General features: G+C 71.0%; 9 protein-coding genes. 6 read left to right on the forward strand and 3 right to left on the reverse strand.

Annotated features, from left to right (window positions below):
• Window positions 1–22 precede the first annotated feature (22 nt).
• The 3 genes from ACWEVS_RS25355 to ACWEVS_RS25365 all read left to right on the forward strand — a co-directional run bounded on the left by ACWEVS_RS25355 (window position 23) and on the right by ACWEVS_RS25365 (window position 6,190).
• The gene (locus ACWEVS_RS25355) at window positions 23–2,797 is read left to right on the forward strand and encodes an alpha/beta fold hydrolase (protein ID WP_452553638.1); all 2,775 of its coding nucleotides are present in this window, start codon (window positions 23–25) and stop codon (window positions 2,795–2,797) included.
• Window positions 2,794–3,651, forward strand: coding sequence for an ABC transporter permease (locus ACWEVS_RS25360; protein WP_452414299.1), 858 nt, complete (start codon window positions 2,794–2,796; stop codon window positions 3,649–3,651). Before ACWEVS_RS25355 ends, ACWEVS_RS25360 begins: the two co-directional genes overlap by 4 nt.
• 532 nt (window positions 3,652–4,183) lie before the next feature.
• Complete coding sequence (locus ACWEVS_RS25365) at window positions 4,184–6,190, forward strand: ATP-binding protein (protein WP_452414301.1); 2,007 nt, start codon at window positions 4,184–4,186, stop codon at window positions 6,188–6,190.
• Here the strand turns inward: ACWEVS_RS25365 and ACWEVS_RS25370 are convergent, their stop codons facing one another.
• Complete coding sequence (locus tag ACWEVS_RS25370; RefSeq protein ID WP_449924707.1) at window positions 6,191–7,057, reverse strand: terpene synthase family protein; 867 nt, start codon at window positions 7,055–7,057, stop codon at window positions 6,191–6,193.
• 745 nt (window positions 7,058–7,802) lie between these two features.
• Between ACWEVS_RS25370 and ACWEVS_RS25375 the strand changes: the two genes are divergently transcribed.
• Window positions 7,803–8,708 carry a proteasome assembly chaperone family protein gene (locus ACWEVS_RS25375; RefSeq protein ID WP_354904721.1) on the forward strand — a complete coding sequence of 302 codons (906 nt, stop codon included), beginning with the start codon at window positions 7,803–7,805 and terminating at the stop codon, window positions 8,706–8,708.
• Here ACWEVS_RS25375 and ACWEVS_RS25380 read toward each other — a convergent pair.
• Window positions 8,705–9,649, reverse strand: coding sequence for a cation diffusion facilitator family transporter (locus ACWEVS_RS25380; protein ID WP_452553640.1), 945 nt, complete (start codon window positions 9,647–9,649; stop codon window positions 8,705–8,707). The genes ACWEVS_RS25375 and ACWEVS_RS25380 overlap by 4 nt on opposite strands.
• Window positions 9,650–9,722: 73 nt before the next feature.
• Between ACWEVS_RS25380 and cmtR the strand changes: the two genes are divergently transcribed.
• Both cmtR and ACWEVS_RS25390 read left to right on the forward strand, forming a co-directional pair.
• On the forward strand, window positions 9,723–10,037 hold the full coding sequence (gene cmtR, locus ACWEVS_RS25385; RefSeq protein WP_449924939.1) for a Cd(II)/Pb(II)-sensing metalloregulatory transcriptional regulator CmtR: 315 nt from the start codon (window positions 9,723–9,725) through the stop codon (window positions 10,035–10,037).
• An 84-nt stretch (window positions 10,038–10,121) separates the two neighbouring features.
• Window positions 10,122–11,162: a Gfo/Idh/MocA family protein gene (locus tag ACWEVS_RS25390; protein ID WP_452553642.1), complete on the forward strand. Its 1,041-nt coding sequence runs from the start codon at window positions 10,122–10,124 to the stop codon at window positions 11,160–11,162.
• Window positions 11,163–11,479: 317 nt separating this feature from the next.
• On the opposite strand, the gene ACWEVS_RS25395 is transcribed toward ACWEVS_RS25390, so the two are convergent.
• Window positions 11,480–12,256, reverse strand: a complete 777-nt coding sequence (locus ACWEVS_RS25395) for a tyrosine-protein phosphatase (protein WP_452553644.1) — start codon at window positions 12,254–12,256, stop codon at window positions 11,480–11,482.
• Window positions 12,257–12,281 lie beyond the last annotated feature (25 nt).

Raw genomic sequence — 12,281 nt, forward strand, 5'->3', positions numbered from 1 at the left:
GACCGGTCAGTACGCTCGCCACATGAAGAGAGCAGCCGCGCTGGTCGCGGCGCTGGCCGTGCTCGCGGCGGCGGTCTGGCTGGTGTGGCCGTCCGCGCCCGCGGTGCGCGGCCAGGAGCAGCGGATCGCCGTCGTCGACGGCCCGGGAGACGACCAGCGGGTCGAGCTCGACACGACGTACTTCCCGCCGGCCGGAGAGGGCAGGGCGCCCGCTGTGCTGCTCGCCCACGGCTTCGGCGGCAGCAAGGACAGCGTCAGGGCCCAGGCCGTACGGCTGGCGCGGCAGGGTTACGCGGTGCTGACCTGGTCGGCGCGCGGCTTCGGCCGCTCCACCGGGCAGATCGCGCTCAACTCGCCGGACTACGAGGTCAAGGACGTCAAGCAGCTCATCGACTGGCTGGCCAAGCGGCCCGAGGTCCGGCTCGACGCCGCGGGCGACCCGCGCGTGGGCATCGCGGGCGGCTCGTACGGCGGCGCCATCGCGCTCATGACCGCCGCCCACGACGCCAGGGTCGACGCGATCGTCCCCATGATCACCTGGAGTGACCTGTCGGAGGCGCTGTTCCCGAACGGCGTGTTCAAGAAGATGTGGGCGGGACTGTTCTTCAGCAGGGGCGCTCCCGCCGCCGGCGCCGAGGGGCTGCGCGCGCTGACCGCGCCGCCGCGGCCGCTGTCGGCCGAGGAGGCCAGGTGCGGCCGGTTCCTGCCCGCGGTGTGCGAGATGTACCAGCGGGTCGCGGCCACCGGCAGGCCGACGCCCGAGGCGGTCGAGATGCTGCGCGCCTCGAGCCCGGTGACGGTGGCCGGGCGGATCAAGGCGCCCACCCTGCTGATCCAGGGGCAGCGCGACTCGCTGTTCACGCTCGCGCAGGCCGACGCGAACGCCAAGGCGATCGCGGCGGCGGGGACGCCGGTCGAGGTGATGTGGTTCGACGGCGGGCACGACGGCGGCAACGGCGAGGTGGACTGGCTGGACGAGCGGCTGCTCGACTGGTTCGACCGCCACCTGCGTGCGGCGGCCGGCCCCGGCACCGCCGCCGTCTCGCCTGGAACGGGCACGGCGGGAAGAGGCACAACAGAAACGGGCAGCGCGGGGACAGGAACAGCGGGCACGGGCAGCGCGGAGACGGGCCCCGTGGGGACGGGCTCCCCGGGGACCGTGCAGGGGTTCACCATCACGCGTGACGGGGGCCGCGACCCCGGCACCCGCCAGCGCATCCGCCTGCACCCCGACACCGACCGCTACCCCGGCCTGACCGGCACCGCCACCACGCCGATCCAGCTCGCCGGGCCCGACCAGAACGTCGCCAACCCGCCGGGCGGCAACCCCGCCTCCATCTCGGCCGTGCCGGGGATCGGCGGGCTGCTCGGCGGTGGCGGCGCGCAGGGCGGCAACCCGGGCGTCTCCCTCGACATGCCGGGCCAGAGCGCGGTCTTCGAGTCCGCGCCGCTGGCCGAGCCGCTGCAGCTCACCGGCACCGCGACCGTGAAGATCAGGGTGCGGGCGCCGGGCGAGGCGACGCTGTTCGCCAAGCTCTACGACGTGGCCGACGCCGTCACCCCGCCGACGCTGCCCGCCGGTCTGGTGACGCCCGTACGGGTGCCCGCCGGAGCCGGCGAGGTGACGGTCACGCTGCCCGCCGTCGACCACCGCTTCCCGGCCGGTCATCGGCTGCGGCTGGCGCTGACCACGACCGACATGGGCTACGCGACGCCCGCCGAGCCCGCCGGCTACGTGGTGGGCCTGGCCGCGCCGACGCTGACCGTGCCGACGGTGCCCGAACTGGCCGCGCCGCCGAGCGGCCCGGTGTGGTGGACGTGGGCGCTGCCGCTGACGGCCGTCACGGTCGCCGCCCTCGTCCTGGCGACGGGCCGCCGGACGGCCGCCCCCTCCGGCACCCCCTCCGGGCGCTCCGTCAAGGGGAACGGCACAAGCCCGAACGCCGCAGGCCCGAACGGCACCGGCACGCACGGCACACCCACGAACACCGCAGACACGAACGGCGAGGGCGCGAACGGCGAGGGCACGAACGGCGCCGCGGCACCGGGCGCGGGCGGCGCCGAGGTGCCGCTGGAGATCGCCGGGCTGACGAAGGCCTACCGGAACGGCGAGAAGGCCGTGGACGGGCTGTCGTTCCGGGTGGAGAAGGGCCAGGTACTCGGCCTGCTCGGCCCGAACGGCGCGGGCAAGACCACCACGATGCGGATGATGATGGGGCTCATCCACCCCGACGCCGGCCAGATCAGGATCTTCGGTGATCCGGTGACGCCCGGGGCGCCGGTCCTGTCCAGGCTGGGCTCGTTCGTCGAAGGCCCCGGATTCCTGCCGCACCTGTCCGGCCGCGACAACCTGACCCTGTACTGGCAGGCCACGGGCCGCCCGCCGCAGGACGCCCACATGGCCGAGGCGCTGGAGATCGCCGGGCTCGGCTCGGCGCTGGAGCGGGCCGTGCGCACCTACTCCCAGGGCATGCGGCAGCGCCTGGCCATCGCCCAGGCCATGCTCGGCCTGCCGGACCTGCTGGTTCTCGACGAACCCACCAACGGGCTCGACCCACCGCAGATCAGGGAGATGCGCGAGGTCCTCAAGCGCTACGCCCGCGACGGCCGTACCGTGATCGTCTCCAGCCATCTGCTGGCGGAGGTGGAGCAGACGTGCAGCCACGTGGTGGTCATGCACCGCGGCCGCCTGGTGAGCGCCGGCCCGGTGTCCGACCTGCTCGCCACGGCCAGGCACAACGGCCACGGGCCGCGTCTCGAGGACGTCTTCCTCGACCTGATCGGAGACAAGTCATGACCGTTCACAGCGGCGGGGCCCCGGGCTATGCCGCGCGCCGTACGCTGCCGCTGCGGGTGGAGATCGTCAGGCAGTTCAAGCGGCGGCGCACGCTGGTGATGTTCGGGCTGCTGCTGGCCCTGCCGTGGATCCTGGTCATCGCCTTCCAGCTCGGCCCGCAGAACACCGGCCAGCAGAACGCCCTGCGCCTGTCCGACCTGGCCACGCAGAGCGGGCTGAACTTCGCCGCGTTCGCGCTGTCGGTGTCGGCGAGCTTCCTGCTGGTCGTGGCGGTGGCGCTGTTCTGCGGCGACACCGTCGCCAGCGAGGCGAGCTGGTCGTCGCTGCGCTACCTGCTGGCCGCCCCCGTTCCGCGCGACCGGTTGCTGCGGCAGAAGCTCGTCGTGGCGCTCGGCTACTCGGCGGCGGCGGTGATCTGCCTGCCGGTGATGGCGCTGGTGGCGGGAACGCTGGTGTTCGGCTGGAACGACATCCAGGTGCCGGGGACGGGCGAGACGATCCCCGCCTTCGACGTGCTGCCGCGGTTCGGGATCGTCATCGGGTACGCGCTGGTGAGCCAGCTGACGGTGGCGGCGCTGGCGTTCCTGCTCTCGACGGTCACCGACTCGCCGCTGGGCGCGGTGGGCGGTGCGGTGGGGCTGGTCATCGTCAGCACGATCCTGCAGGCGGTGGAGGCGCTGGGGTCGTTGCGGGAGTTCCTGCCCACGTTCTGGAACACCGCGTGGATGGACGCGCTGGCGCCGACGCTGGACTGGGGCGGGATGACCAAGGGGGCGGCGGTGTCGGTCAGCTACGCCGCGATCCTGGTCGCGGTCGCCTTCCGCCGCTTCCGCCGCAGGGACGTGGTCAGCTGATCCGCCCGTGAACGGCGGCCTCGGCGCGGGGAACGCGCACGGCCGTGGAGGGGGGCCGATGGGCCGGGGCTCGCGAGGGCGCCGGTCCATCGGTCGTCATGGGCCCGTCAGAGACGGGACAAAAGTGGTAAATCGTACGGCTGAGCGCCAGGGTTACAGAAGTTCGTCCTCCGCGACAGGCCGTGTCAGCCCCAGTGCGGTGGTTTGTTGTCGAGGTAGAAAGCGTCCGGATCCTCGTCCGGAATTTCGCCCCACCCCAGGTCGGTGTCATCCGTGGTTTGCTCAGGCAGGAATTCGGTCACGACGTCAATGCTATCCGGAGGAAGAAACGTCACCCCGGCACAGGTAAGCCACAAGGGACAGTAAAGGCTCCTCGGGGTACAGTTGGTCCCGCGCGTGAGAAGGTGTCCGGCTACCCCCCGTGAGGCTGCCCATGGCCACCCCGACAGGTTGGCGTCGAGAAGGCAATTTGCCGGCGGAGCTCACGAGCTTCGTCGGGCGGACGAGGCTGCTTGCCAACCTCAAACGCCACTTGTCCGAGTCCAATCTCGTGACCGTCACCGGCATCGGCGGCGTGGGCAAGTCGCGGACGGTGCTGCGGCTGGCCCATCAGGTCCGCTCGCAGTTCGCCGACGGCGTGTGGTTCGCCGACCTGGCGCGGCTGCAGGACGCGGGCATGGTGAAGAACACGATCGCCTCGGCCTTCGGCGTGGCCGACCAGTCGGCGCGCGGCGAGTCGGAGTCGCTGTCGGAGTGGGTCGGCGACCGCAACATGCTGCTCATCCTCGACACGTGCGAGCACCTGATCGAGGGCTGCGCCGAGCTGATCGACGAGCTGCTGCAGGCCAACCCGCGGCTGAAGATCCTGGCCACCAGCCGCCAGTCGCTGCACCTGGCGTACGAGCACGTGGTGCCGGTGCCGCCGCTGGCGGTGCCGGGCGACAACACCGACGAGAACCCGTTCACCAACGAGTCGGTGCAGCTGTTCGCGGCCAGGGCCGGCGCGGTCGTGCCCGACTTCGTGCTGGACGAGCAGAACATCGACTCGGTGGCCGAGCTGTGCCGCCGCCTCGACGGCATCCCGCTGGCGATCGAGCTGGCCGCGGTGCGGCTGCGGGCGCTGTCGGTCGACCAGATCCTGGGCCTGCTGACCGACCGCTTCAGCCTGCTGGCCGGGGCCAGCCGTACGGCGCTGCCCCGCCACCAGACGCTGCGCGCGGCCATCGGCTGGAGCCACGAGCTGTGCGAGCCCGCCGAGCGGCTGCTGTGGGCGCGCCTTTCGGTGTTCGCGGGCGACTTCGAGCTCGACGCGGCCAGGTTCGTCTGCTCCGACGACCGGCTGCCCGCCGAGGACATCACCGACCTGGTGACCGGGCTGGTGGAGAAGTCGATCCTGCTGATCAAGAGCGACCACGCGGGCGTGCGCTACAAGCTCATCGACACGCTGGCCGAGTACGGCGAGGAGTGGCTGGAGAAGCTCGGCGAGTCCGAGAGCCTGCGCCACCAGCACCTGGCCTACTACCTGAGCCTGGCCCGCAGGAGCGAGGACGCCTGGTCGGGGCCGCGGCAGATCTACTGGTTCGTGCGCATGCGCCAGGAGCACGACAACGTCAGGCTCGCGCTCGAGCACGCCCTGCGCACGCCGGGCGACAGCCTCCTGGCGCTGGAGCTGCTGTCGTCGCTGTGGTTCATGTGGATCTGCTGCGGGTTCGTCCGCGAGGGGCGCATCTACCTGGAGCGGGCGCTGCGCGCCAACCCCGATCCCAGCAAGGAACGCTGCAAGGCGTTGTGGGTGCTGTCCTACGTGCGCAGCGCCCAGGGCGACAGCGTGGGCGCGCTGGAGGCAGCCGAGCAGTGCAGCAGCGAGGCGGTGCTGGTCGGCGACTCCCGCGCGGTCATCCTGGCCTCCAAGATGCAGGGCACGGCGGCACTGCTCCAGGGCGACCTGCAGAAGGCCAGCGCCCTGCTGGGCATGGCGATCGAGTTCAACACCGGCAACAAGGAGCTCAACCCGGGCCTGCTGCCGGCCATCGTCGAGCTGTCGATCGTGCTGACGACGCAGGGCGAGGTGTACGAGGCCGAATCGCTCCTGGTCGACGTGCTGCAGGTGTGCAAGGAGCGGGGCGAGCTGTGGGTCAGCTCCTACGCCAGCTGGGCGCTGTCCCTTCCGCTGCTGGCGATGGGCCGGCCGGAGGCGGCCCTGACCACGGCCCAGGAGGGCCTGCGCATCAAGCGCTACTTCCACGACACGCTGGGCACTCTGGTCGCGTTGGAGACGACGGCGCGGACCTTCGCCATGCTCGAGCAGGCCGAGTTGGCCGCTCACCTGCTGGGCGCGCTGAAGGCCAACTGGACGACGTCGGGGCTGCCGATGATGGGCGCGCCGTTCCTGACCAACGAGCACGAGAAGTGCGTGAAGGAGTGCCAGAAGCTGCTGGGCGAGGCGGCCTACAACTCGGCGTTCGAAAGCGGGGCGCGCCTCGATCTGGACGAGGCGTCCACGTTGGCGCTGGGCGAGGTGGACGCCCCGCCATCCTGATCAGCCGGCCTTGCTCCAGGTGGTGCCGGTCGGCCATGCGTGGATGTAACGGGCACTGCCGAGGGAGAACTCGATGTGCCCGCGGACCCAGTGCTCCAGTCCACGCACGTATCTGCGTACCGGCAGCGATGCCCATCGCTCGAGATGGGCGCGGCGTTCGATGAACGCGGCGACGGCGTCGTTGTGCATGTTCGACACCTCGTCGAGAGCCTTCTGCAGGCTGAGAGACCTGTGTGTGGCCAGCACCGTGACCAAGTTGTGCCGGGCCTTGTCGTTGTCGCGCTCCTTGGCGTACGACAGCAGGTCGTTGTCCCAGCCGATGAGGTCGCAGGCAAGGTCGGACAGCATGCGGACGTCCGGATGGTGCCATTCCTCCGCTTCGAGGCGATAGCCGCCGCCTACGTCGATGAGAGCCAGGCAGGTGTAGGTCGCCCCCGTGATGCGGCGCATGAGCACGTAGTCCTCAACGCTGGGGATGAGGTCCACCTCCCGGTTGGCCGCCTCCCAGATCTGCGCGAACAGGTACTCCTTGACCGTCGTACGCCAGCGTTCGACCTGGGCGGGCGTCGCCGTTTCCGTGATGCGCAGTTGCAGTTCGCGCAGAGTCAGGCCGAAGGGATCGTCCGATGCGGGTTGCCGACGGCCGTCGAGGATCTCGAGGAGCGGCGGCAGGGCGTGAGCCAGTGCCGAGGCCCGGTGCCCGATGAGGGCTCCCTCGCAGAAAGCGTCGTCGAAGGCGAACAACCAGTTGTACCAGTCGTTGAGCAGTCTCAAACTTTCGCGAGGTACTAACGGGTTGGTGCGAGCCGCCAGCACTCCGATCTTGGAGCGTCTGAAGTGTTCGACGGCCTTGTCGTCGCCGAGCATGCCAGAGGTCGCCAGCCATCGGTGACTCTCGGCGTCCACCTCTTCCGAATGGATGTTGATCTCGTTGGGGAAAGGACACGGAAGTGCGGGGATGCGGAGTGGTCGCCTACTGAAGGCCTGCGCAGAGGGGATCGTAGTTGCCACCCCCCTAGCATGACGATGGACCGTTCAAAAAGCCACACTGACGATATATGGCGATATTCCACCCTATTCTTCAGGGCACTGACGGCGAAATTGTTGGCTGGGAAATATCTGCCCTGTGTCAACTGCTGACGGGATGCCCGCCCGCGGGTCGGCTCCGCCCATCCGGCGAAGTCCTGACCACGCCTGATTCTTTCCTGAAGACCGCGCGGGCCGTAGGGGTCACGCCTCTGTCGTTGGCCCGGTCGGAGGCGGCGCCCATCTCCGTGCGCGCCTTCATCGTGTCGGCGTGACCGTGATATGCCGTCGGCATCAGCAAGATGTCACCCTTCTGATTGGCGAGGGCCACCGGGACACCTGCTCGACGCAGGCGGCAGCGTGACCGTGTCGCCCACCCTGGCCAGGTCGAACATCCTGGTGAACGAACCCCTTGAGCGCGCTCACGGGAGCATTGTGCCGGTGCGGGAGCGTACGCCCTTCAGGCGATGGATGGTGTGACCCGGGGGTTCCGTGCTGATTTCTCATCGATATGGTGCCGTGCACGGAATCGTTCCGGCTCGCCGCAGGTTGCTGGAGAGAGTACCGAGGGAAAGGCTGATCAACCGTGTTCGACCCGACGGATCTCTACCGGCTGGCGGAGGAGACCCCCGAGCTCACCGATCCCGTGCTGGTGTACCACTTCGACGGGTTCGTCGACGCGGGCAGCACCGGACGGCTCGCGCTGGGCCACCTGCTGGCCGAGCTTGAGCACAGCGTCGTGGCGACCTTCGACGTCGACCGCCTGATCGACTACCGGTCGCGGCGGCCGACGATGACGTTCGACACCGACAGGTGGGTCGACTACGAGGCCCCCGAGCTGGCCCTCTACCACGCGCGTGACCTGACGGGCACGCCGTTCCTGCTGTTGACCGGGCCCGAGCCCGACCGGGAGTGGGAGCTGTTCGTCGCCGCGGTGGGCCGGCTGGTCGAACGGCTCGGCGTGAGCAGGCTGGTGACCGTGCACGGCATCCCGATGGCCGTCCCCCACACCAGGCCGCTGGGCGTCACGGCCCACGCGAGCCGGCCCGAGCTGATCAACTCGCAGGTGAGCGCGTTCGGCCGGGTGCAGGTGCCGGGAAGCGTCGCCGCGCTGCTGGAGTTCCGCCTGGGCGGGCAGGGGCGCGACGCGCTCGGCTACGCCGTCCATGTGCCGCACTACCTGTCGCAGGCGGAGTATCCGCAGGCCGCGGTCACGGCGCTGGAGGCGATCACGAAGGGGACCGGACTGGTGTTCCCGATGGACAGCCTGCATGACGCGGCGGACCGGACGACGTCCGAGATCGAGGAGCAGATCCGCGCCTCGAGCGAGCTGTCGTCGGCCATCCAGGGTCTTGAGCAGCAGTACGACGCCTTCGCCGGTGGCCAGGAGCGGCAGAACCTGATGGCCGAGGCCACCCCGATGCCGACGGGTGACGAGCTGGCGGCCCAGTTCGAGGCCTTCCTGGCCGAGCGCGACGACCGCGACAGCTAGCCGGTGGCGCCCGGCCGGCTGTCGCCGGGCCAGAGGTGCCGGGCGCCCTCGTGGTCGACGTGGCCGGCGGGTTCGAGCTGGAGCGTGGAGTGCTCCACGTCGAAGTGGCCCGCCAGGCACTCGTGCAGCCGGTCGAGCAGCGGGCCGCACTGGCTGAAGGTCTCGACGTCCACGACCACGTGGGCGGACATGACGGGCACGCCCGAGGTGATCGTCCACGCGTGCAGGTCGTGGACGTCGGTGACGCCGGGCGTCTCCAGCAGGTGCTCGCGCACCTCGGCCAGGTCGACGCCCTTGGGGGTGGCCTCGAGGAGGATGTCGACGGCCTCCTTGAGCAGCTTCCACGTGCGGGGCAGGATGAGCAGCGCGATGATCACCGAGATGATCGCGTCGGCGGGGTACCAGCCGGTGAGCTGGATGACGATGGCGCCGGCGATGACGGCCACCGAGCCGAGCAGGTCGCCGAGGACCTCCAGGTAGGCGCCCCTGAGGTTGAGGCTGTCCTGCTGGCCCTCGCGCAGCAGCCACAGCGCGATCCCGTTGGCGATCAGGCCGGCCACGGCGGCGACCAGCATGACGGTGGTGCCGACCGGCTCGGGGTTGGCGAACCTGCGCACGGCCTCGATGAGGATGTAGCCGCTCAGGCCGAGCAGCACCACGGCGTTGACGGCGGCGGCCAGGATCTCGGCCCGCTGGTAGCCGAAGGTCCGGCGGGAGCTGGCGGGCTTGCCGGCGATCCAGATCGCGAACAGCGCGAGCGCGACGCCCGCGGCGTCGGTCGCCATGTGGCCGGCGTCGGCGAGCAGGGCGAGGCTTCCCGACAGCAGCGCCCCGACGACCTGCACGACCAGGACACTCAGCGTGAGCGGCAGCACGATCATCAACCGTTTGCGGTGAACCGCGCCGGCCGTCGCGTGGCCGTGTCCGTGCCCGTGTCCCATGTGCCGCCTCCTCGCTCTATACAGTCAGCCATGTATATACAGCAGGAACTGTATATACAGCAAATCGTGTACCCTGATTATCGTGTTCACTGTGGAGACCCGGCTCGACGCGATGGCCAGAATCGGCAGAGCCCTCGCCGACCCGAACCGCTGCCGCCTGCTCATCGCCCTGCTCCAGGGGCCCTCCTACCCCGCCCGGCTGGCCGACGAACTGGGGCTCACCAGGCAGAACGTCTCCAACCACCTGGCCTGCCTGCGCGGCTGCGGCCTGGTCGTCGCGGTGCCCGAAGGACGGCAGACGCGCTACGAGATCGCCGACGGGCGTCTGGCGCACGCGATCGAGGACCTCATCCACGTCGCCCTCGCCGTCGACCCCGACCACATCTGACCGGCCGCCGCGGTGAGCGGGCCGTGCGCGCGGGTCGCGTCGCCGTTCACCTGGCCATGATCGGGTGACGGTTATCGTGGGGTGATGAGCGAGATCCGAGTGGGCCTGGTCGGGTACGGCACGGCGGGGGCCGTCTTCCACGCCCCGCTCATCCACGCGACGCCCGGCCTGAGACTGGCCGCCGTGGTGACCCGCGATCCCGGCAGAGCCGCCGAGGTCTCCACCAGGTACGGCGCGACGGCGGTGAAGGACGCCGACGACCTGTGGCCGCGCTGCGACCTGGCGGTGATCGCCTCGCCCAACAGGACCCACGTCCCCCTCGCCACCGCCGCGCTGGAGGCGGGGCGTCCCGTCGTCGTCGACAAGCCCCTCGCGAGAACCGCCCAGGAGGCCCGCGACCTGGTCGAACTGGCCGCCAAGAAGCGCCTGATGCTGACCGTGTTCCAGAACCGCCGGTGGGACGGCGACTTCCTGACCCTGCGCCGCCTGGTGGCCGAGGGCGCGCTCGGGGACGTCCACCGGTTCGAGTCGCGCTTCGAGCGCTGGCGGCCGGTGCCCAAGGGCGGCTGGCGGGAGAGCGGCGGCGCCGACGAGGTCGGCGGGCTCCTCTACGACCTGGGCAGCCACCTGGTCGACCAGGCGCTGCAACTGCTCGGGCCGGTGCGCGAGGTCTACGCCGAGAGCGACATCCGCAGGGCCGGCGTGGGCGCGGACGACGACTCCTTCCTGGCGCTCACCCACGACAGCGGGGCCCGCTCCCACCTGTGGGTGAGCGCGGTGGCCGCCCTGCTCGGGCCACGGTTCAGGGTGCTCGGCTCGTCGGCGGCGTACGAGAAGCACGGCCTCGACGTGCAGGAGGAGCGGCTGCGGGCGGGGATGACGCCGGACGCCCCCGGGTTCGGGGCGGATCCGGAGGAGCAGTGGGGCACGCTCGGCACGATCGGGTCGGCCGCACGCGTGCACACCGAGCCTGGCTCCTACCTGGACTTCTACCTGGGGGTCGCGGCCTGCCTCCGGACCGGGTCGGCGCCCCCTGTCGACCCTCGGGACGTGGTCGACGCCCTCACGGTCATCGAGGCCGCTCGCCGTTCCGCCGACGAACGCACGGTGGTGCGCATCCCCTGACCCTTCGGAGCCGGACGGACCTCGGACGGGCGCCGGCCGACGCCCTTCAAGGGAGCGGCGCATTGGCGGCCACCCTCTTCGAGGGAGCGGCGCGTCGGCGGCCGGTGGGCGTTGCCCGGAGGGACGGGCCACCCCCTGGCCGCCGACGCACCCGGGCGTTCAGCCGGTGGACGTTGCCCGGCGGGACGGGCCACCCCCTGGCCGCCGACGTGCGGGACGCCCACGCGCCCCGGACGGCCCGCAGGACCGGGACGTCCAGGCGCCTCCGCCGATGCGCACGCGCGGCGGCGGCCGTACGGACGGATGGGTCGGGAGGATCAGTCGCGGAGGCGGGAGCGGAGGGCGTGGGTGTCGGTCTCGGTCCAGCCGTGCGCGTGCAGCCACGGCAGCGGCCCGCCGAACCGGTCGTCGAGCACGCCGAGGAACTGCAGCATGTACTTCGCCCGCGGCCGATGGTCGTCGGCGGGGCGGGAGTCGAGGTCGTCGCGGTAGGTGTCGCTGGCGCGCAGCCGGGCCAGCACCTGCTCAAGGCGTTCGCCGGTCGCCTCGTAGTCGGCGACGATGGCCTCGCGGGTGGCCCCGGCGACCTCGAGCGCGAGCGCGCACAGCACGCCGGTGCGGTCCTTGCCCGCCGCGCAGTGCACGATGGCCGCGCCGTCGTCCTTCGCCATGACGCGCAGGGCGGAGACGACCGAGTCGGGGCGGTCGCGCAGGTAGCCGTAGTAGAACCCGGTCACGCGCAGGTCGTCGTCGGCGCCGCGTTCCTGCCACGGCAGGGCCCGGTCGGCGTCGACGTCGGTGTGGCGGCCGCCCTCGGCGAAGAGGGTCAGGTGGTGGATGGTGACCTCGGGGACCGTGGTGAGGGGTCCTGGACCTTCGAGGGTGACCTCCGGGCCGGAGCGGAGGTCGACGACGTGCCTGACCTTGTGCGAGCCCACGAGCAGCTCGATGTCGGCGTCGGTCAGTCCCTGCAGGTTGTCGGATCTGAGAATGCGGCCGGAGCGCGTGGTCGCGCCGTCGGTGGTGGGGAGTCCGCCCAGGTCACGAACGTTGGCGGCGCCTTCGAGCTCTATCCATCGCGTGAAGTCGTTCATCGAGATGGAGCCTATATGTCGGGAT

The sequence above is a fragment of the Nonomuraea sp. NPDC003754 genome (assembly GCF_053605785.1).